Source organism: Spiroplasma litorale, assembly GCF_001267155.1.
Lineage (GTDB): Bacteria > Bacillota_I > Bacilli_A > Mycoplasmatales > Mycoplasmataceae > Spiroplasma_A > Spiroplasma_A litorale.
The window spans coordinates 726,348-749,830 of the sequence record NZ_CP012357.1 but is presented as its reverse complement, the minus strand read 5'-3'; the positions used below and the strand labels follow the sequence as shown (position 1 = coordinate 749,830).

Sequence of the window (23,483 nt, the reverse complement as noted above, 5' to 3'; positions counted from 1 at the left end):
CTAATAAATTAAAATTTATATTTATTTTTATATTATATATTTCATTTATAATAGTAGTAATTGTATAAGAAATTTTTAATGGATAATAAATGAAAATATTAAATAATTTAAAAAATATATATATAAATGAAAGTGAGTCATTTAGTTATAAAATAATATCAAAATATATTTTAGATAATTTAAAAAATATTGATAAATTTGATATAAATTTAATTGCAAAAAAAACCTCGACTTAAATGCCTACAATTACAAGATTTTGTAAAAAGTTAGGTGTTGAAGGATTTAAGGAGTTTAAATCATTTTTAAAATTAGAATTAGAAATGAGCAAACCAATAGAAAAAAATTAAAGAGCAAACTATCCAACATTCTTACAAGCTATAAATCAAAATGTTAATTATTTAAATTCAATATCAGATAAAATAGATGAAGTTGCAAGATTAATAACTTTTAGAAAAAAAATCTATATATATGGTTTTGGAACAACTCTTATATAATTAAAATATTTAGAAATTACCTTATTAAAATTGGGATAAATGTAGTTTATTTACATGACAAAGATAATCAAGTTGCTTATTCTAGAATAGTAGATCAAAATTCTTTAAATATAATTGTTAGTTATTTATTTAGACATGATTCTTGAAATGAAATATTATATAATTTTAATAAAAATAATAGCACATCAATTTTTGTTACAAAAAATATGCCTAAAAAAATTAAGATAAAAAATAATGATATAATTATAGATTTTCCTATGAGTGAAGGATTTTTAACATATAGAGATAATGGTGAAGTTACAATGTTATCAATATTATTGTTCATAGTTGAAAAAATAATTTTATCATAAGACTATATAAATTTATTAAAAAAAACAGACGTATATTAAAAAAACTTTCACTATTTGAACATCTAAAATAAAATTGACAGTAAAAAATTACTTTTATTGTTAAAATTTTATTGAAAGGTGTTCTTTTTATATGGCAAAACAATGAACAAAAAACGAAAAACTTAATATAATTAAGGAATCAAAAAAAATCGGTATTTTAAATGCGGCATTAAAGTTTGATATTAGTACTAGCACAATCAAAAGATGAAAATCAGAGGTAAAAGTTAAAGGTGAAGGCGCTCTTGAATGAGGTAGTGGAACACAATCAAAAGGAAATATTAAAAAATTTAAATCTCATGATTGAATTTTTAAAGAACCTGATGATATGAGCGTTGAAGAATTAAGAGAGGCTTTGAAACTGGAACGAGCTTTAAAAAAGCATTTGGCGAAGACGACTAAGGAAAAGTACTTCGCCATTTTTAATGTTAAAAGAATGTTTTTTTTGAAATTATCTTGTTTATATTTAAAAGTTTCAAGGTATGGATATTTAAAATGACTTAAAAACGGAAAACCAAAGTATAAAAATTATAATAGAATTTTAGCAATTAAGATAAGATGCCTTTTTTACTTGTTTAAAAAAAGATATGGTTATAATATGATAACTTTATTTTTAAACAAATACTTTAAAGAAAGATTAAACCCTTGAGTTGTTTATAGATATATGAAAACAATGAGTTTAAAAGCTGCAAAGAAAAAGAAAGTTCCAAACTATGATAAATCAGGTTCATTAAGATTTGAAAATTTACTGAATAGAAACTTTAATTCTAAAAATATAAATGAAAAATGAGTAACAGATGTGACTTATATAAAAACTATTAATGGAAATGTTTATCTATCTGTTATAAAAGATTTATTTAATTCTGAAATTGTTGATTGAAAGTTATCGGTTAGTCCTAATAATAAATTATGTCATACAAATTTAATAAGTGCTATTAAAAAAAGAGGTGCTCCAAAAATAATTCATTCAGATCAGGGAGCACCATACACAAATGAAACTTGAGAAAGATTATGTAAAAATAATAATATAAATATTTCTATGTCAAGAAGAGGGAACTCCCCAGATAATGGTGCATGTGAGTCTTTTTTTGGAACTTTTAAAAATAAATGTATATATACATATAAAGTAAAAGAACTACATCACTCAAATATTTATAAAATTATCTCTGACTATATATAGTTTTATAATTACGTTAGACCTTGTCTAAAGCATAAAAAACTCCATACGAAATTCGTATGGAGAAAGTATCTTTTTAATGTCAATTTTAATTGACAATTTCATCTGGTGCATTTTTTTATTTATTTTAAGAAATTTTCAATTGATTTTTTTCCTCATTTTGTTTTTAATAATCCAAAACTTACCCCAGCCGTTGCTGCTATTGATATTAACATTGCAATTGAAATATGTGCTCCCATTGGAACTGATTGTAGTATTGAATTAATTCCTTCGCTTGCAAAATAGTTTTTTGTGGCTTCGGTTGTTCAATCAAATTGTACTAAACCAATTCAACTAGCGCTTCCCAATGAGTTTGCAACAGTGTGAGTCATACCCAACCATCAACCACCAATTGCGCTACCAACTGCTGCTGATATAAATAACGGTTTTATTTGTAAGTTTATCCCAAACATTGCGGGCTCTGTAATACCTGTAAATCCTCCTAAAGCACTTGAAGAAGCTTTAGTAATCTGTTCTTTATTCTTTTTAGCAAAGAATATTAACATAAATGCTGCACTACCTTGTGCGATATTTGACACACATGCAATTGGTGTTATAAATGAAAATGAGTGACCATATTTAAGTTGTGTATCAACTAGAAGTTGTGTTTCAATTGGTAGAAATCCTTGATGTAGACCAGTAATTACAAGGAAAGGGTAGAAGAATGCAAATACCATTCCACCAAATCCAATAAAATTTCAGTTTGTATATTTAAATAGTCCAGCAAGTCCAATTGAAAGTCCATTACCAATTATTTGACCAAGTGGTCCAATAATTCAAAATGCTAATCATGATGAAACCAATACAGTTACTAATGGTACTACAATTATTGCAATAACATTTGGTGTTATTTTTTTAAGTAATCTTTCAATATTTACAGAAATTGCTAACACCAATAATACAGGTATAATTTGAGCTTGATAACCTATTAAATTGATCTTAAAGAAATTATTAGCAAAATCTCCAAATATATAATAGTATGTTCCGACTGTTTTGTTTAATAAATCATTATATTCATCAGTACTTTGTGGGACTGTAAATCCACCGTCTGCTAAATATTTTTCAAATGCAGCTTTCCTTGCTTCTTCTATTTGTGAACTTGTAGCTTGTAAGTTAAACCCAAGCAATACAGGTGTATTTGTAGCATAACTATTTAACAGTCCTGGTGAAATCAACACTAGCCCCATTGCCATTCCTAAAAATGGGTTCCCACCTCATTTTTTTGCAGCAGTATAACCAACAAAAGCAGGTAATGAACCCAAAATTGCTCCTCCAATTATATCTAATATTTTTTCAAAACCAGACCCTTTTGCAAATGTTGACACTAATGATTTTAATGCCAGTGACATTCCTCCTGCGATAAAGACTGGTATTAATGGTACAAAGATTGATGCAAATGAGTTCATTCCTCTTTTAGAGATCATAAATATATTTGATTTTACTGATAGTTCTTTTCTTCATAAAGGTTCTTTTTTTTCAGCTTTTAAATCATCACTTTTGCTATCGTCTTTAATTAATATTTTTATTTGTTTAAATAACTTATCAACAACACCAGTTCCGATTATAATTTGATGTTGAGATTCTTGTTTTTTATACCCTTTAAATAAAGGGTGTTTTTTTATTTTTTCAATATCAAATTTACTATCATCATTTAATTCAAATCTTAATCTTGTTGCACAATGTTGTATATCTTTGATATTATCTTTACCACCAAGCAGTTCTAACATAAGAACAGCATTGTCATAAAAAATGCTTTTAGCCATATATCCTCCTATTAATGATATATTACTATTTATTTTCTTACAAATAAACTTATAACTATAAGTTTATTTGTAATTCTTGTAAATATTTACAATTTAATGTAAATATTTTTATTTTAGTAATATAATGTTTGTAGGAGGTAGTATGAAAAAAGAAATTAAAAATGAAACTGTAGCAATTTTAAAAGCAGAAAAAAGTAATAAAGCACAACTATTTAAAGTTAAATTACAAAAAACAGGTGCTTTTATGGCTGGTATGATAATGCCTTCGATAGGTATTTTACTAGCATGAGGGCTATGAACAGCAATGTTTTTGTATGATTATGATGCAAATAAAAAACTTGGTTGATTTGACGCACCAATGTTAGGGAGGTTAATTGAACCAGGAATAAAATGATTGTTACCAATTCTTATAGCTTTTAATGGTGGAAAACTTGTTTATGGCATAAGAGGTGGTATGATGGGTACTTTTGTAATTATTGGTACAATTGTAGGTACAGACTGAACATATCAAGAATTTATAAGATTGAGTAATGGATCTGTTCCTGGTTCTCCAAATCAATTTATTGGGGCGATGGTTTTGGGACCATTATCTGCATTATTTTTAAAATATATAGAAAAAATTTACATAGAAAAAATAAACAAAAGCTATGACATGTTAGTTAAAAATTTTGGAATCGCAATATATTCAATAATAATTTGTTTAGTTGCATTCTTTGGCTGAGGTTGGGTAATGTGAGGAATAACATGAGTTATGATGCAAATAATTGGATTATTTGGTAATAATAAATGAGCAGCACCACTATTAGGAATATTTACTGAACCAGTAAAAGTTAGTTTCTTAAACAATGCCATTAATCATGGTGTTTTAGGACCAATTGGTTACATGGAAGTAGATAATCTTGCTAAAGCACATGCTGAAAATCCTAGATCAATATTTTTCCTATTTGATCCAAACCCAGGACCAGGATTGGGAATGTTGATTGCTTACATAATATTTACAAAAGGTGAAAGCAGAACAAATGCTGCAGGATCTTCTGCAATTCATTTAATAGGAGGAATCCACGAAGTATATTTTGTATTCATATTAGCAAAACCTAAAATGGTTCTTGCTACAATGGCAGGAGTTGTAGGAGCACAATTCATTACATCTTATCTTGGAGGGGGCACAGTCGCAACCCCTTCACCAGGTTCTATAATATCAATGATTGCATTGTCACCAGGAACAACTGCAATATTAATTAATTTATTAGCATTTGCAGTAGGAACAGGTGTTTCATTGGCTATAGCATCAATTTTATTAATCTCTGATAAAAAAAGAAATCAAGTAGGCTCAACAACAAACTTTAAAATTACTGATGAAGGAATCCAATTTAGTGAAGATGTTAAAAATGAAGCCAACACAATTGCAAACTCAAGTTTTAGTTGAGAAAACATAAAAACAATAGTAGTTGCTTGTGAAGCAGGAATGGGTTCAAGCGCAATGGCATCAGGAATTATAAAAAAATGAGTCAAAGAAAATAAACTTGACATTAAAGTTTCAAACATTGCAGTAAAAGATCTTGATTCAAAATTTGATGTAGTTGTTACTATGAAGGGTTTTGCAAAATTCGCTTCTGAAAAAGCACCTAGTGCATATATTTACCCAGTAGATAAATTTTTAGGAAAAGGAATTTATGATGATCTTTATAAAAAAATATTAAATGCTAATAATATTGAAGGGAAGGAATAAATAATGGAAGTATTAGTTATAGCAGGAGGAGCTAGAAGTTTAGGAAAGTATTTATCTATTAAATTTAGTGAAAAAAAATATAAAGTAATTGTCTTGGATATTGATGAAAATAGTTTAAACGAGTTAAAAAAAGAGAATGATAATTTAATTACTTATGTATGTGATTTAACAGATGAAAAAAATGTGATAAATACATTTGATAATATAGATAAAGAATATGGTGGAATTAATAAATTTATTTATAATGCAGGTTATGCAAATTCTAACATAATTACAAAGTTTGAGTATGATAAGTTTATAACATCATTAAACATAAATTTAAATGGTTACTTTTTATGCTCAAAAGAAGTTGCTAAAAATATGATTAAATATAATATAAAAGGATCAATCGCACAAATAAATTCAAAATCTGGTAGAGTTGGTTCAAAACATAATTCAGGTTATTCCGCAGCTAAGTTTGGAGCTGTTGGACTTACTCAAAGTTTAGCACTTGATCTTGCAGAATATAATATTAGAGTAAATTCATTTATGTTGGGAAATTTGCTGGATTCTGAAATGTTTGAATCGTTAATTCCACAGTATGCTAAAAAATTAAATATAAAAGAATCAGAGGTAAAGCAATATTATATTGATAAAGTTCCTTTAAAAAGAGGTTGTTCATTTGAAGATGTATTCAATATTTTGGAATTTTATATATCTGATAAAGCAAATTATTGTACCGGTCAATCTATTAATTTAACTGGTGGACAAGTAATGTAATTATAAAAAGTATATAATATATATAATAAGGTTATGTAAAAGCATAACCTTTTTATATAAGGAATAATTATGAGTATTGATTTATGAAAAACAATTGAAAATATCAAAAATACAGATAAAGATGAAGAGAATATTAAAATAAGTAGTTATATAATTAATAATATAAATATAATTAGCAATTTAAGTATTACAAAAATTGCTAAAGACTGTGAGACTAGTCCCACAAAAATCACAAGATATGCTCATAAAATTGGGCTTAATGGTTTTTCGGAATTAAAATTGAGATTATCAGATTTTTCTAAAACAATATTAATTGATGGTTATAATGTCGATGTAAAGGGTTCAATTACAAAGCAAAATAATAAGTTTATGGATGAGTACATGGAAATCCATAAAAGATCTTTTGAAAAACAATTTAATTATTTAAAAAGTAGATCGATTGATAACTTCACTAACTTAATAAATAATTCAAAAAGAGTTTTTTTATTTGCTTTTAATTTATCTTATAATATTTCTAAAAATTTTTGTCAAAGATTAAAATGATACAATGTTGATATTATTTCTGAATGTGATTATATATCAATTCAAACATTTTTAAATTTAATTGATAAAAATGATTTAGTTATATTATTGTCAATTTCAGGTAAAAATAATATTATTAATGAAATTGCAGATAAAATGAGTAAGAAAACAAATTTAATTGGATTAGTGGACATTAGTTGTAATTTCAAAGATTTATTTGATGATTATTTGGTGATTGACACTGATGAAGATAAGTTGTGAAATATAAACTCTGTAAAAGCCCAGTTAATGATTCAACTTCTAGATTACATTTTTATAAACTGAGTTGTAAAAAATAAAAAAATGTAACATATCTAAAAAATTTTCTATTTTATGAAAAAAATACAATAAAAAAATCTCCAATAAAAATTTAAATAACAAAAAAATGTTATTATTTTTTTGGGAGGTAATAATTATGAATATAAAGAACACTCTTGTTTTTATAGATACGGATTTTAATAATAAAAATGATTTATTAAATTTCGTTTCATTACAAGCGTTTCAAAAAAATATTGTAAAAGATTCAAATTTATTATTTGAGTCCTTTATAAATAGGGAAAAAGAAGCATCAACAGGATTTGAAGATGGTTTTGCAATCCCTCATGCAAAAGTAAAAAATATAACACAACCATCAGTTGTTATAGTAAAAAATAAAAATGGTATAGAGTGAGACTCTCTAGATGGATTACCTATAAAATATATTATATGTCTAATAATTCCAGATAATGCAAATGAAGATCATTTGAATTTATTAAGTTCAATAGCTACTAAACTATTAAAAAAAGAGTTCAAAAATGATTTTATTAATGCAAAAAGTACAAATGAATTAAAAGAAATTCTTTTAAAAGAATACAAAGAAGATATTAAAAAATCAGAAATTAAAAACAACAAAAAACTAAATATTGTAGCAGTAACAGCATGTGTTGTTGGTGTTGCACATACTTATATGGCCGAAGAAAGATTGATTGAAAAGTATTCAATTGAAGGTCATAACATTAGAGTTGAAACACAAGGATCTAAAGGCGTTGGAACAAAACTAACTCAAAAAGAGATTGACAATGCAGATTTAGTATTAATTGCAACAGATACAAATGTTGATAAATCAAGATTTGTTGGTAAAAATTTATATGAGACAAAAATATCTAAAGCAGTTAAAGATCCTTTAAAACTTTTAGATGAAGCATTATTAAATGCAAAAATATATAGTGAATTAGGTTCTGAATTTAACAATAAAAAAGGAATTGAAAAACAAAATCAAGGATTAATTAAGCATATATTGGCTGGTATAAGTTATATGATTCCAATAATTATTCTTGGAGGTATTTGTTTAGCTGCATCTCTTGGAATTGCTAAGGCAATTTGAGGACCTACAGCAGGTACAGCAGGACCAAATAATATTGAACATCCTTGAAACCCTTTAGCTGTTATGGAAAAAATAGGAGCTGCATCATTTACTTTGATGATTCCAATTTTAGCTGCATTCATAGCTAACTCTATTGGAGGAAGAGCTGCAATAGCACCTGCGTTGGTAGGTGGATTTATTGGTAATGATGCAAGTAATTTTATGCCTCTTCCTGGAATGCCAGATGTAATTACACCAATGGGATTTATTGGTTCAATTATAGCAGGTCTTTTGGTTGGTTACTTTACAAAATGAGTTAATACTTGAAAAGTACCTAAATCATTAAAAGCTGCAATGCCAATATTCTTTATTCCAATTATTGGTGGAGTCGGTATTTCTCTATTATTCATTTATGTTATTGGTGGTCCAATTGGATGAATTATGCAACAATTTTCTACAGCTATTAAAAATGCATATAGTTCTGAATCAATTGGACTTGGACTTGGACTTGGACTTGGTATAGTTCTTGGTGCAATGGCTGCTTTTGACATGGGTGGTCCAATTAATAAAATAGGTTTTGTAACTTGTGTTGCTTTACTAGATAGTCAAATTTCTGAACCAATGGGTGCTTTAGCTGCTGGAATACCAGTAGCTCCTCTTGGAATGGGATTAACTTCATTAATATTTAAAAGATTTTTTGATGATCAAGAAAGATCAATGGGCGCTAGTGCATTAGTAATGGGAATGATTGGAATTTCAGAAGGAGCAATTCCATTTGCTATTAGAGATCCAAAAAGAGCTATTACTTGTAATGTTCTTGGAGGAGCTTTAGCCGGTGGTATCGCTGGTGCATTTAGAGTGCAAGATAATGCTGGACATGGTGGACCAATTGTAGCAATTCTTGGAGCAGTTCCTTATGGTGAACAAACAATAATTTTCTTTATTGCAATTGCTTGCGGTGCTGCATTAACAACATTATTATATGGTTTTTGATTATTATCAGAAAAAGGTACTATTGGTTCTTTAAAAGAAGCATATGTAATATATGTTGAAAAAACAAAAAATGACTATAAAGAATTAAAATTAGAAATTAAAAATGATATTAAATTAGCTAAAAAAAATAATGATATAAATAGCACAAATCAATTAATTGAAAAACTTAAACTTAAAAATAAAGAGTTAAGTGATAAATTAACTTTAGCAAAATCAGTATTTAATGAAATTAAAGTTAAAGACAAAAAAAATACAATTGAACAAAAACAATCAACTAAAGATTACTTTATTAAACTAAAACAAAATAAAATTAATAAATTAAATGATATTAAACAAAATATTGATAATACAAAGTTAGATAGTAAAAAAGAAACTTATAGTATTATAAAACAAGAAAAAAATAAAGTTGTTAAAAATTATAAAGAGTTATATATAAACAAAAAAATAGATTTACATATAAAATATGTAAATGAGTTTAAATCAAAATTATAAAATTATTTAAATCTAGCAATTAATTGTTAGATTTTTTAATGTCTAATTAAATTAATCAATTTGCATAAATTTATTAATAAGAGTAATATTTCCTTTAAGGAGTAATTTTATGGAAGAAAAAATCATTTTAGAAGATGGTTCAGAATGATATCAGTTATCTAATGATTCTATTTATAACAAACTTGAAGTTGACCCAAATAAGGGTTTAAATAACAATGAAGTTGAAAAAAGAAGGGAAATATATGGAAAAAATATACTACCATCATCAAAAAAACCAAGTATATTTTTAATATTTTTAAAAACTTTTTTAGACCCACTTAGTTTAATTATGATTGTTGCAGGACTATTATCATTAACAATATTATTGATTGTTAATGAGTTAGCTGCACCTGATATTGTTGGATTAATAATCATTTTTTTAATTGTTATAATTAACTCAATCATAGCTACAATTCAAGAAGTAAAATCATAAAACTATGTTTCATCTCTTGATTCAAAAGAAAAAAATTAATAATTGTATTAAGAAACTCAGTAAAAAAACAGATAAACATTGAAGAATTGGTTCCTGGAGATATTATTTTTGTTAAAGCAGGGGATTTTGTCCCTGCAGATATAAGAATAATTGACAATCAATTTGTATTAATTAATGAATCAGCATTAACTGGAGAAAATGAACCAGTTTTAAAAGATGATGGTGTAAATGATTCTGAAAATTTAGTACTTGGAGACCAAAAAAATATTGCTTTTATGTCGACTATAATTATGGAAGGTAAAATGCAAGGTGTTGTTTTTGGTACGGGAAAAGATTCTCAAATTGGAAAAATAGCAACTAATATTACTGAATCTAAAAAACAAAAAACACCACTTGAAAAAAAGGTTATTAGACTTACAACAATTATTGGAATTATCTCATTAATTTTAGGGTCAATTTTATTTATTTTAGCATGATTTATTAGAGATTATTTAAGTGAAAATATAAGATCTTGAAATAAATTATTATTAATTGCAGTATCTGCTGCAATATCAATAATTCCTGAATCATTAACAATTATTGTAAAAATATGTTTAATGGTAGCTACAAAAAAAATGGCAAGAAAAAATGTTTTAATTAAAAACCCTAAATCAATTGAAACATTAGGAAATATTAATGTAATATGTTCAGATAAAACAGGTACATTAACTCAAAACAAAATGTCAGTTGATAAGGTTTTTTGTAATTTTGAAGAATTTGAAATCAATGAAATTGAATATAATGAAAAAAATAAAGAATTTTTTGATTGTATTTCATTATGCAGTGATGCAATTATTGCTAAAAACAAAATAGGTAGTCCAACGGAACTTGCGACAATTGAGTTTGCATCTAAATAAAGTGTAATTATAAAAAATTAAGAAAAGAATATAAAAGAATTGATGAAATTCCATTTGATTTAAAAAGAAAAATGATGACTTCATTAAATTTAATTGACGATAAAAAAGTTGTTTATTCAAAAGGTGCCTTAGATTATGTTTTAAAAAATTGTACATATAAATTAATTAATGGAGTAAAAACACCTTTAACTGAAGAAAATAAAGTTATTATTCTTAAAACAATTGATAAATTTGCAAATCAAGGGTTGCGTTTATTGGGTCTTGCTTATAAAGAGTTAACAGTACGTAAAGAAAGATATGAAAAAGAACAAATATTTCTTGGGGCTTTAGGGATAATTGACCCACCAAGACCCGAAGTTTTTGAAGCTGTACAAATTGCTCATCAAGCGGGTATTAGGGTAATTATGATAACTGGTGATCACAAAGTTACTGCTCATGTTATTGCTTCAAGACTTGGAATAGTCGATGAAGAACACAATGATGTAATTACTGGACAAGAAATAGAAGATTTAAGCATTGATGATCTAAGAGAAAGATTAAAAACAACAAATGTATTTGCCCGAGTAAATCCAGATCATAAGGCAAAAATTTTAGATATATTACAATCAGATAAAAATATTGTTGCAATGACAGGTGATGGAGTTAATGATTCACCAAGTTTAGTAAAAGCTGATGTTGGAATAGCAATGGGTATTAATGGTAGTGAAGTCGCAAAAGAAGTTAGTGACGTTATTTTGAGTGATGATAATTTTAAAAGTAATATCTCTGGAGTTAACTCTGGTAGAAATGTTTATGAAAAAATAAAATATTCAATCTCATTTTTAATTGCAGCTAACTTAAGTCAAATTTTAACAATTTTATTAATTTTAGCTATTGATAAAGATATTGCTTTAAATTCTGTAAATATTTTATTTCATATATTTATTGTAGAAACAATTATAGCAATCCCAATTGGTATGACCAAAGAGAGAAAAGGGGTTATGAATAATAAACCTCCAATTAATAAAAAAGAAATTATATTAAAAGGGATAATAATTCAAATATTTTTAACTACTTTATTCAATTCATTATTTTCAATATTAAATTATCAATTAACTTTTTTATTATTAGATAATAATATTTATGCTCAAGATTATGCAAAAGCAGGAGTTTATATAGGAATTATTTTTGGACCAATATTTTATTCAATATTATATGATAATAAGTTTTTACCAATCCAAATAAATAATAAAACTGAAAATAAAGATAAATATAAAATTAATTATTTTTTAGTAGGATTTATGTTGATGGCAATAGTTGTAACTATGATAACATTACTACCATTTGATTCTATGAATGTATTTTTTGATTTCAAAACAGTTAATTTGATTTGATATTTATGAGTTATATATTTTATAAATTCACTAGTTCAACCGATATTTATATTTTTTAGCTATAACTTATATAAAATAGTTGAATATAAAATTAAAATTAATTAAATTTAAAAATAATTTTTTAATTTAATTAATTTATTATAATGTAAAATTAATATAAGCATATAAGTTTGTCAACTTTTTATAATATTCAGAGGTGTAATATGGCAAAAAAAGATTTACCTGCAAATGCAAGAAAAGCATGAACAAATGCAACTAACTGTAATTGTGGAGCCGAACAAGACTCAAGCGAAAGAGGTCATAAAAAATGTAGTTCATGCAATAAGCAAATGGAATATGGAGCATATTAAGGATGACAAAAAAGCAATCCTAATTGTTGAAATGTTGAACATATAAAACCAAAATCAGAAGGTGGCGGCAACATAAGTGATAACTTAATAGCAGTTCATAAAAAATGTAATAAATAATTAGTTAATAAAAAATTTAAAATAAAGTATTTTAAACATATTCTGTTAAGTGTGGAATATGTTTTTTATTTATAAAGACAAATTATTTTAAAACTTTAAAACCTGTCAACAAGTTAATAATTTGAAAACAATAAATTTTCTTATAAATAATATAATTTTGGAAAATATATTAAAATTTTAGTGAAAGGAGATTATTCTATGAAGAAACTATTAAAATTACTACTATCATTTTCTTATGGTACAGGATTAATTATCATTACTGCTACTAGTGTTTCGTGTAGTTTTGGTAAAACACCAATTATTAAAGTTCAAACTGATTATGAAATAGAAGGTCCTTATACCGAAGCTATAAACGAAGTTAATAGAAAATTTGAAGAACTAGGAGTTAGTTTCAGAGCTGAAAAAACTATTATACCTCTTGGAGATAACATTGGAAATATTAATAAAAAAGGAATAAGAGAAAGAAGCATTCCTGATGTCTTTTCAATAAAATCTGATCAATATAATACTCAAATCCAACAAGGAAATATATTAGAGTTAAATGATGTAATAAAAAAATATTATGCAACAAATAAAGAAGATCAAGATGTATACCAAATTAAATATGATTCTACAAATGATAAATTAATTGACGGTAATACAAGTTGGAAAAGTTATAACAGAAATGGAATTTACTATAATGTTCCAGCATCAATTGAAAATATTTTATGAGTATATAACGCAAGAGATTTAACTATTAATACGGACGAAGGATATATGTTATACAATGGAAAAAAATATGATTTAACAATTGATGGTATAACAAAACTTAATACTTCTGAAAACAGTTCCGGACAACCGATTGTTTCAACAAAAATTATGAATAGTTATGAAACAGGAGCACCTTTTTTGAACATAATTGTTAATAGACATGAAGAAGAGATTAAAAAAGCGGCATTAAATAATAAAGCATCTGTAATTTGAAATAAAAGTCAAACCGAAGATTCGAGAGACAAATCTGATTATGATTCTATATTTGAAAACAAGAACTGTATAAGAGATTTAAATGATGTAGCTCAACAAATAATTAATTGATCATTATCAACAGGAAATGATTTAAATGAATCATTAACCGATATTGCAACATCATTTGCAAAACAAATTGAATTAATTCAAATTGGACAAACTAGTATGAGCATATTGCAACCTGTTTCAATACCAGCATATACAGCCTATTTAACACAAGCTGATAAGAATAAAGGAGCACCCCTAAAAGCTCTTAGTTTAGGAGATATTAGAGTTAAAGTTGGGGGAGAAGAATCTAAACAAGAACTTGCAAAACTAAGCGGCTTTCAAATTGGATCTGGAATGGGCATTAAAACAACTATAGATAAAATTTCAGAAACTACAAATAATGGTGAAGAGATGACAAAAAAAGATGCAGCAGCAATGATTATTAGAGAGTTAACACAACCTAGATATTCAGCGCAGTGAGTAAAATTATTAGGAAGATATTCACCTTACGAAAAAAACAAAATAGAAGCTCAAAAATACTTAGAAGAAGAAAATACAATACTATCAAATGTTCTTTTAGAAGGAATGGAAAGAGTGTATTCAGATTATCAAGATTATGGAGCAACAGGTATTGACAAATCAATTACTTTTAGTTCAGATGAGACTTTAATTGATATATATTGAGATACATATCATGACTCAGTAAGACTATGACATAACTATCAAGCTTCACCTCAAAAACCTAACTTAGATTTAAATGCTACTGATGCAAACGGAAAAAGCTTTAAGTTAAATCCGTTAACTTATTATTTTATAAATCAATGAAAACACTTTAAAGAATTATATGTATTTGGTTAATAATGTTAAACACAAATAAAAAAAATATACATTCAAAAAAAATATTTTTGAATAAAAAACTTTTTATATCATTAATAATTATTTCATTGATTTATGTATTTTACACAACAATAGTATTTATGTATCAAAATATTAATTCTTATAGCATTGCAAAACAAAGTATTGAAGGAGAGTTTAATGAAACAAAAGTCAAAGAGATGCAAAATAAATTATTTGTTTCATGGATAGTTCAATTTATTTCATTTTATGCTTTTATTCTTATATTTGTTTTATATTCTTTATTATCTAGCAGAGAAAAAGTTAGAGTTGGATTAATATTTATTATATTCTGAGTAATTATATTTTGAGGATACGCATTTGCACCAATAATTTTTGATAAAGGTATTAAAGCTACCAGTATTTTCCCATTAATTATATTTTTAGCTTTTTGTGTAGTAATGTATTTTGTTTATAAAGAGTATGTACTTAATAAAGCAATGTTTAAAAAACAAACTAATAAAATAGATAAAAAAAGTATATAAATAGAAAGGAGTTTTATAAATGAATAGTTTTATCAACTCCCAAATAGATTTTTTAAATAAAGAAAAGCAGCTAACACAATTAGAAAGCTCTAAAAAAAATAATGATTATGCTAAAAAAATATATTTGGAACTAAAGTCTACAATAAAAAATGATTTAACCTTTCTTGTGAATGTTAAACAAATGCAATTTATAAACAATGGCGATGTAAATAATAAGAATTTATTTTCTTCTAAAAAAATAAATTCTTATTTAGAAAATAAAGATGAACAATTTATACGAAGATTTTTTTATAAAAAAAGTGAACTTAAAAATATAAAAGCTGATACATTTAATAATGAAAAAGAATTAGAATACATTGAAAAAAAAGAACATTATTGAACTTTAAGATGGTATTCTTTAAAAAATAAATACATTAAAAAAATTAACATTCTTTTCTTAAGTTTGGCACATAGATCGGCCCTAAAAATTGTTAAGAAGTTTGACATTTTATTAAATAATGACGGCGATATTATGTACTCAAAAAAAGTTAAATATTCATCTGAAACTATACAAAATAATCTATTGTTACAAAAAAAAGAATATAAAAATTTAATAATAAGCATTAAAAATGATGATAAGTTAGAAAAATTAAACAAAATTAAAAGTCATTATGAAAACTATAAAGATTTTAATTATGATTATGAATATAAATATAAAAAATGTATTGTCGACATAGAATATTATAATGAAATAAATAATATTAAAGAGTCGCATTTAAATAACATAAAAAATTTTAGAAAACAAATATTTAAAACTAATGCTACAGAAAAAATAAATTTATTTACAAAGATTAAAATTTATAAAAAAAATTATGATGATTATAGATCTGAAAAATTTACATACATTTCAGAGATTAAAAAAAATAAATTAAATAGAGCACATGGTATGCAAAGAATAAATAATGAAATACCAATAGAAAATAAAAGCAGAACAATTTGGTTAGCAACATTATTTATGCTTATTCCAGGAGCGTCGCAATTTATACATAAACAAAATTTAAAAGCGATTATATATTTATTATTGCTACCTTTAAATATAATATTCTTAATTTACAGTTTAGGAATAATAAATATAGGAGGTAATGGTATTTTTGGTTTAGGTGATTTTGGTAAAAGTACACCAGGACCAGATACTGATGGAAGATACTATTTAGTAGAAGGTGTATTATCAATAGTATTTTTAACATTTGTTTTAGGTTATTGGATATGTAATATATATGATTCGATAATTGTAAATAAACAAATAAATATGGGTGCAAGACCACACAACAATAGTCAGACTAGAAATTTTTTATCAAGTCAAGGAGTACCCTATATTGTAAGTTTACCAGCTATATTATCAATAATATTTTTATCATTAGTGCCAATATTTGCAACTGTATTAATTGCTTTCACAAATTATGGAAAAGGTAACGACCCTGCTAAACTAAATCAGTATATATCTTGAGTGGGATTTGAAAACTTTACAACATTATTTGCAGGAGAATATAAAAATTCATTTGCTTATGTATTACAATGAACTTTAATTTGAACAATTTTAGCTTCTGTTGGAGGAATTATTGCAGGGTGAGCCGCATCATTCTTAATGAATAATAAAAGAGTAATGTGTAAACCGTTGCTAAGATTAGTTATGATGTTACCTTGAGCCATACCTTCTTTTATAACAATACTTGTATTTAGTATTCTATTAGGATCTAAACAAGTTAATGATTTTACTCAAAAATATTTAGGTGTTTCAGGTTGAAGGACTAAAGAGTCTGAGGCAAGGACAGCAATAATATTTATTCAAGCTTGACTTGCGCAATCTAATTTCTTTTTATTAGTAACAGGAATAAGACAAACAATATCAAAAGATTTAGAAGAAGCATCAATTGTTGATGGAACTTCAAGAGCTGGATTTAATATAAAAATTGTAATCCCAATAATCGCGACACAAATCGCACCCATGTTACTTGCAACATTTATAGCTAACTTTGGTAACTTTAATATGATTGCACTTTATAATGCAAATGTTATTGCAACTGATGCCGCAGGTATTCCATTAAAAGGAAACCCAGGAGTTGTAGATATATTTATATCATTTATATATAAATTATCAACAACAGCTAGTTTTTATAATTATGGTATCTCAGCTGCAATGTTATTAATTTCTTCATCAATAGTGGTTGCATTAAATGCAATTTCATTAAGAAGAATGAAAGTTTTTAAAAATAAATAGAAGGAGGAAAAAATGAATAATAAAGTAATGGAAATAAATAATATTAATTTAAAAAGTTATGTATTTGATGAGCTCCTTCTAGATAAGTGTTATGTTTATAAAAAAAATAGTTTTAGTAAAGAATATAAATACCTAGAGACATTCTTATTAAATAAATTAAATAAAAAAAATAATTTATTATATAAAAGTATTATTAAAAACAATCAAATTTTATTTTCAATATTAGACGTTTATAAACTTACAGCTAGTGAAGAAGATTATAATAAAAATTGAAAAAAATTTATTATAGAATTGTATGAAAATGTTTATTTAAAGTTTAATGATGACATTGATTATGAAATGTGAAACTTTAAATACGATTTAAATATATCAGATGATGATCAGTATAAAATTAATGAAATTGTTGATAATATTTTAAAAGTTGGTTTAAAAAAATATTTTAATAAAAAATATATATATAAAATATATGAAACAATATCTAAGTATTTTACAAATGATTTACAACTTTATTTAAAAGATAAATTATTCAAGATGTTTATTTTTAGTTATGAAATAAAAGCTGAAATAAAAACTCTGATTGAAGAAACAATGGTTCAATCTCTTAATTTAAATGAAAATTTTTTAAGAAATAGTTTAGAAGATCAACTAAGAAATATTATAAATGATGTTTCTAACCTTCAACTAGACAGCAATTTAAAAAATAATATTTTAAAAATATTTATTAGTATTCAAACAAATAATCATAAAAAAACTTTTGGAGATGTTGTTCAAAAACAATTATTAAAATTAAAAGCTTCAAGACAAGCTAAAATGCATGGTTGTACATCTCAAAAAATATTGAAATCAATTCATAGTGAAATAACTTATTTAAAAAAATATTCTAAATTTATTGGAGCAGACAAATATAAAGATTTAAATAATATTAATAGAAGCGATATAAATTCCCTAATATTTTCTTACAAAAAATATGATAAAAGTGATAGATTAACAAATGTATTTGAATATTTATTTAAAATCAAAAATATTCCGTATAAAAAATATTATGACATTGTAATATTTATAAAGTTTTTGGCACTATATTTATCTTTTGATTACAAAAATGATTCACATAATAATACGTTACTTAAAAGCAAAACTATAATAGAAAATATATTAAAATTTAAACTTATAAAATTTGGTTTAAACGATAATGAATTAAAAGAAGTATTTTCAATAAAATGTACTGATAATATTAAATTATCTTACCTTGAAAAATCTAAAAGAATTGTAAGTTTTTTAGATAAAATTATAACTATTGATAAAGAACTTATGTGTGATGTTTTGACATATTGATTTTATAACAATGAAATGTATGAATATGATCGCTTGAAAAAAAATAAAAGAAAAAATTTATCTTTTATTAATGAAAAATTTTCATATGATAATATGGTTATTGTTCAAAATAATATGTTGGAAAAAATTCATGATAATTTAGGTGTTAATAATTTAAAAAAAGAGAATAATCTAGTAACATTTTTAACAGAACACAAAACAAAATTGTATTTATTAGATAGACCACCTTTGACAACTTCAGGAAAAATAGGTATGTTCTTTTGTTATTTATTAATAATAATTTGAGTTCTAATAATTGTTTATCCAATTTCACAGGTTTTTGTACAGGCTTTTAACTATTACTCATCATATGAAAACTCTGGAAGATTTGCATATTTTGTCTTAACTGATTTCGATTTCTCCTTAGCTAACTTTAGATATCTATTTAATGAAACATATTTTGGAACATGACTTTACAATACAGTTATAATTGCAATAATAACAACCTTACTTGTCGTGGTACTAATTTCGATTATTGGTTATGTATTTAGTAGATATAGATTCAGAGGAAAAAATTTAAGTCTTATGATGGTATTTATAATACAATCAGTACCAACTATTTCAAGTTTTATTATCTTTTATATAATGTATTCATTATTACAAACTAGTGTTGGTATCAATGGAAACTTGATGTTAATACTTATATATACTGGTGGAGCCTTACCTGGTAATGCATTTGTATTAAAAGGATATATGGATAATATTTCACGTGAAATTGATGATGCCGCTAAAATTGATGGATGTAATAGTTTTCAAATTTATTGAAGAATGGTTGTTCCTTTGGCAAAACCAATGTTATCAATTATTGCTCTTTGATCATTTATTGGACCATTTGGTGATGTATTTTGACCAAGTATATTATTTGGAGATACAAGACAAATGACTGTAGCTGTCGGTTTAGCGTCATTATCAGCTGGTGAAGCCGGGTTACAACAAGGTGCATATGCGGCAGGTGCTTTATTAGTTGCTGTTCCACTTATGTTATTGTTTATTGGACTACAAAACACAATTTCAAATGGAATGTCAGGAAATAAAGAGAAAGGATAGAAATATGAAAGTAGAATTAAAAAACATATCTAAAAAGTATGAAGGAAATTCCTTTTATACTTTAGAAAATATAAATTTAGCAATTGAAGATAAAGACTTTTGTGTTTTGTTAGGTCCGTCTGGTTGTGGTAAAACAACGTTACTAAGAATAATTGCTGGACTTAATTACATTACAAAAGGCGATTTATTATTTGATGGTAAAAAAGCAAATAATTTATTACCAAAAGATAGAGATATTGCAATGGTCTTTCAAAGTTATGCATTGTACCCACACTATACAGTTTATAAAAATATGTCATTTGGTTTAAAACTAAAAAGAGAAAAAAAAGAAGTTATAAATTATAGGGTTAGAGCAGCTGCTAAGATGCTTAAAATTGAAAAATATTTATTTAAAAAACCAAGAGAGTTAAGTGGGGGACAACAACAACGTGTCGCATTAGGAAGAGCAATTGTAAAAAAACCAAAACTATTTTTAATGGATGAACCGTTAAGTAACCTAGATGCAAAACTTAGAGAAACTATGAGAACTGAACTAGTTACAATTCATAATATGCTTGAAACAACAACAATATATGTAACTCATGATCAACTAGAAGCAATGTCTATGGCAACAAAAATCGTTTTAATGAATGAGCAAGTAATTCAACAAGTTGGAAAAGCTGAGGAATTATATAATAAACCCGCAAATTTATTTGCAGCAAAATTTATTGGTTCACCAACTATTAATATTGTTACGGGTGATTTTAAAGAAGGATACTTTATAAATGAGCAATTCAAAATTAAATTTAAATTATCCGACTCTCAAATTAAAAATATTAATCATAATCAAATTGAGCATCTTGCAATTGGAATAAGATCAGAGGACATTAAGCTAGAAGAAAAAACACCTGATATTATATTAAAACTAAGAAATAAAGAATCATTAGGTATTAATACTCAATTAACATTTGAATATGAAGAAGATAAAAATTTTATTGTGACAATTGAAAATTTTGCAAATATTCAACAACTTGGCAAAGATTACGGTTTAAAAATTAATAAATATCATTTATTTGATGCAGTCACCGAGAAAAGAATTGATTAAATCAAAAAATATTTATAAATTTTAAATATAATAAATATATATGTTTATTAATTAATGTTAAAAAAACATTAAATCTACTTAAATTTATATAAATAATACTTAATAATTGTTGATAACCAATAATTTAGAATGGCACTAATATGGGAAATGAAAGAAATGAAGTAATTGATTATATACGTAAATTAATTAGAGAAAATATTCATATAAAAAATTATAAATTACCTTCAGAATATTTTTTAGCAACAAAATTTAAAATTACTAGATCATCAGTTAGAGAAGTAATGTCATATTTTATTAATAGAGAGTTAATAGAATCCCATAAAGGGTCGGGTTATTTTGTAAGAGATTCAGTTAATATATTTGCCATTAAAGCTTTGACAGAAAATAAAAAAACTTATGATAAAACCTATAATAGTGAAATATTAATACATAAATTTGATGCAAATGAAATTTTAGAAATCTTAACTAAATTAAATATATCCAATAGAGTCATTAATTTTCAAGATTTTTCATGTTTTAAAAAAATTGTAAAAAAAGAAAATAAAGTTGAAAAAATATCAATTATATATATAAATAAAAAAATTGTAGGAGAAATTGACTATGATGAAATTAAAATTTCTTTAAATAATTTTTTTAGATTAAAAAATGTAGTAATAACAAAAAATGTATTTAACATATCTACAGTAAATATATTAGACATTGATTTATTTGATAAGGATAAAGATTTTTGCATAAAAAAACATATTGTTAATTATTGGGATAATCAAATAGTTGAAATATCAATGCAGTGATCTGATAGCAGTACTTTAAACGAATATGTAGTTAGATGACTATAATGAGGTAGTTAATGAAAAATATAATTAAAATTTTAACGTCATTAATTTTAATTATTTGTGGAAGCGGTCTAATTAGCTTTATTTATAATTTTAAAAATAGTTCAGAGGTTTATGTGGATAAATATAAAAACAAATTTCATTTACAAATGCCAGACTTTGGTATGATGAATGATATACAAGGAGCATTCTTTCGAGAAGGAAAGTGACACTTATATTTTTTATACAATAAAGATGCAAAATTAATGAGTAATGGGATAAACTTAGGTGGAAATGGTACATCTTGATATCACGTTACAACAATTGATTTTATTAACTGAAAATATGAGGGTGTTGCGATTGAAAAATATATAACAGAATGAGGTGATGTAGCCACAGGAAGTATATATGAAGATTTTGATAATGATTTTGGATTTGGATCAAATGCAATAATTGCATATGCTACTGCATATAGTGATAAAGGTCAAAATACAATGGTTTATTATTCAATTGACAACGGGTACAAGTTTAATCCTATAGTTGATTATCCAATACAATTAAATAATGGAAAAAAAGATTTTAGAGATCCTCAAATATTAAAAATGAAAGATGATTATATTATATACTTGGCAGAAAACGATAGGTTTGGAATTTACGCATCTAAAAACCCCTTAGGTAACTTTGAAAATATTGGTTATTTAAAAATGCCATATCCTACGTTAGAATGTCCAAATTTATTTAAAATTAATGTAACTAATTCTGCAAGCGATGAGAAATGAGTTTTGATTTATGGTGGTAATGAAGGTGATGATAGATTAACAACTGGTACTTATTATTCTGTTGGACATATAGAAAATAAAATTTTTATACCCGAGCAAAATCCGAAAAGAGTTGATTTTGGACCTGATTTTTATGGTGCTGCAACATGAAAAAATAATAAAAATAGTTTATTTATATCCGGTTGAATGAGTAATTGGAATTATGCAACCTCAGTACCAAATCAAGGTAAGGTAGGCAACATGTCATTAGTTAGAAAACTAAATCTATTTAAAAAATATAATGAATATACTTTAGAAAGTATGTTTTATATACCTGAAAAATATTATAAAAAAATAAATAAAGGTAAACTAAATTCTAATAATGATAAATTGGAAATTACAAATATTGAAGGAGATAGTTTTAATTTAAAGATAAATATTGAGTTACTTAATAATATAGAAAACACAGTTGAAATTTCAATAATTGGCAATGAATATTCATTTAATTTATTAATTGATATTTTTAATAGCGTAATTATTATTACTAGATTTAATAGTATATTTACTAATAATGAAACTTTTTCAAAAAAAAGAGAAGTGTATTTAGATGAAGTGATTAAAAACAATATAGATATTGAATTTATTATCGACAGAACTACTATAGAAGTAATTCTTCCAAGTAATAAAGTTTACTCATCAATCAAATTTCCAAAATACACATCATCAGAAAAAATTTTAATAAAAACAAAAAATGAATTAATTTTAAATTATGAATATAAATATATAGATATTATTTAAAATTGAAAAATTAATTTTTAAAAAATAACTCCTTCTAGAAA

At 24.9% G+C, this 23,483-nt stretch carries 21 protein-coding genes; 20 read left to right on the top strand and 1 reads right to left on the bottom strand.

Annotated features, from left to right (window positions below):
* The first annotated feature begins 89 nt into the window (after positions 1-89).
* The 4 genes from SLITO_RS06005 (at position 90) to SLITO_RS03515 (ending at position 2,060) form a co-directional block, all read left to right on the top strand.
* Complete coding sequence (locus tag SLITO_RS06005; RefSeq protein WP_158500638.1) at positions 90-236, top strand: hypothetical protein; 147 nt, start codon at positions 90-92, stop codon at positions 234-236.
* Positions 237-347, top strand: a complete 111-nt coding sequence (locus SLITO_RS06270; protein ID WP_083433367.1) for a hypothetical protein — start codon at positions 237-239, stop codon at positions 345-347.
* A 353-nt stretch (positions 348-700) separates the two neighbouring features.
* Complete coding sequence (locus tag SLITO_RS06000) at positions 701-844, top strand: hypothetical protein (protein WP_158500636.1); 144 nt, start codon at positions 701-703, stop codon at positions 842-844.
* Between the two features lie 130 nt (positions 845-974).
* Positions 975-2,060: an IS3 family transposase gene (locus SLITO_RS03515; RefSeq protein WP_075058400.1), complete on the top strand. Its 1,086-nt coding sequence runs from the start codon at positions 975-977 to the stop codon at positions 2,058-2,060.
* 119 nt (positions 2,061-2,179) lie between these two features.
* On the opposite strand, the gene SLITO_RS03510 is transcribed toward SLITO_RS03515, so the two are convergent.
* Entirely contained in the window at positions 2,180-3,859 is a 1,680-nt protein-coding gene (locus tag SLITO_RS03510; RefSeq protein WP_075058399.1) for a PTS transporter subunit EIIC, read from the bottom strand.
* Between the two features lie 142 nt (positions 3,860-4,001).
* On the opposite strand from SLITO_RS03510, the gene SLITO_RS03505 reads away from it, so the two are divergent.
* From SLITO_RS03505 to SLITO_RS03435, 16 genes are all read left to right on the top strand, one after another.
* A complete protein-coding gene (locus SLITO_RS03505; RefSeq protein ID WP_075058398.1) occupies positions 4,002-5,588 on the top strand; it encodes a PTS transporter subunit EIIC in 1,587 nt (528 codons plus the stop codon).
* The gene (srlD, locus tag SLITO_RS03500; RefSeq protein WP_075058397.1) at positions 5,589-6,347 is read left to right on the top strand and encodes a sorbitol-6-phosphate dehydrogenase; all 759 of its coding nucleotides are present in this window, start codon (positions 5,589-5,591) and stop codon (positions 6,345-6,347) included.
* A 69-nt stretch (positions 6,348-6,416) separates the two neighbouring features.
* On the top strand, positions 6,417-7,217 hold the full coding sequence (locus SLITO_RS03495; protein ID WP_075058396.1) for a MurR/RpiR family transcriptional regulator: 801 nt from the start codon (positions 6,417-6,419) through the stop codon (positions 7,215-7,217).
* Positions 7,218-7,323: 106 nt separating this feature from the next.
* A complete protein-coding gene (locus SLITO_RS03490; RefSeq protein WP_075058395.1) occupies positions 7,324-9,735 on the top strand; it encodes a PTS fructose transporter subunit IIABC in 2,412 nt (803 codons plus the stop codon).
* Positions 9,736-9,844: 109 nt separating this feature from the next.
* Positions 9,845-10,207, top strand: a complete 363-nt coding sequence (locus SLITO_RS03485) for a cation-transporting P-type ATPase (RefSeq protein ID WP_075058394.1) — start codon at positions 9,845-9,847, stop codon at positions 10,205-10,207.
* The gene (locus SLITO_RS03480; protein ID WP_200901521.1) at positions 10,201-11,103 is read left to right on the top strand and encodes an HAD-IC family P-type ATPase; all 903 of its coding nucleotides are present in this window, start codon (positions 10,201-10,203) and stop codon (positions 11,101-11,103) included. The genes SLITO_RS03485 and SLITO_RS03480 overlap by 7 nt, the downstream gene beginning before the upstream one ends.
* Positions 11,100-12,581, top strand: coding sequence for an HAD-IC family P-type ATPase (locus tag SLITO_RS03475; RefSeq protein WP_327196262.1), 1,482 nt, complete (start codon positions 11,100-11,102; stop codon positions 12,579-12,581). Before SLITO_RS03480 ends, SLITO_RS03475 begins: the two co-directional genes overlap by 4 nt.
* A gap of 98 nt (positions 12,582-12,679) precedes the next feature.
* A complete protein-coding gene (locus SLITO_RS05995) occupies positions 12,680-12,826 on the top strand; it encodes a hypothetical protein (protein ID WP_158500634.1) in 147 nt (48 codons plus the stop codon).
* 42 nt (positions 12,827-12,868) lie between these two features.
* Positions 12,869-12,943 (top strand): HNH endonuclease, encoded by a 75-nt coding sequence (locus SLITO_RS06265; RefSeq protein WP_075058830.1) that lies wholly within the window; start codon positions 12,869-12,871, stop codon positions 12,941-12,943.
* 198 nt (positions 12,944-13,141) lie between these two features.
* Entirely contained in the window at positions 13,142-14,794 is a 1,653-nt protein-coding gene (locus tag SLITO_RS03465; RefSeq protein ID WP_075058391.1) for a hypothetical protein, read from the top strand.
* Positions 14,795-14,796: 2 nt separating this feature from the next.
* Positions 14,797-15,315: a hypothetical protein gene (locus tag SLITO_RS03460; RefSeq protein ID WP_075058390.1), complete on the top strand. Its 519-nt coding sequence runs from the start codon at positions 14,797-14,799 to the stop codon at positions 15,313-15,315.
* Between the two features lie 19 nt (positions 15,316-15,334).
* A complete protein-coding gene (locus SLITO_RS03455; RefSeq protein WP_075058389.1) occupies positions 15,335-17,572 on the top strand; it encodes a carbohydrate ABC transporter permease in 2,238 nt (745 codons plus the stop codon).
* Positions 17,573-17,584: 12 nt separating this feature from the next.
* Positions 17,585-19,990: a sugar ABC transporter permease gene (locus SLITO_RS05860; protein ID WP_083433366.1), complete on the top strand. Its 2,406-nt coding sequence runs from the start codon at positions 17,585-17,587 to the stop codon at positions 19,988-19,990.
* 4 nt (positions 19,991-19,994) lie between these two features.
* A complete protein-coding gene (locus SLITO_RS03445; protein WP_075058388.1) occupies positions 19,995-21,074 on the top strand; it encodes an ABC transporter ATP-binding protein in 1,080 nt (359 codons plus the stop codon).
* Between the two features lie 140 nt (positions 21,075-21,214).
* Positions 21,215-21,910 (top strand): GntR family transcriptional regulator, encoded by a 696-nt coding sequence (locus SLITO_RS03440; protein WP_075058387.1) that lies wholly within the window; start codon positions 21,215-21,217, stop codon positions 21,908-21,910.
* A gap of 11 nt (positions 21,911-21,921) precedes the next feature.
* Positions 21,922-23,442: a glycoside hydrolase family 32 protein gene (locus tag SLITO_RS03435; RefSeq protein WP_075058386.1), complete on the top strand. Its 1,521-nt coding sequence runs from the start codon at positions 21,922-21,924 to the stop codon at positions 23,440-23,442.
* The last annotated feature ends 41 nt before the right edge of the window (positions 23,443-23,483 follow it).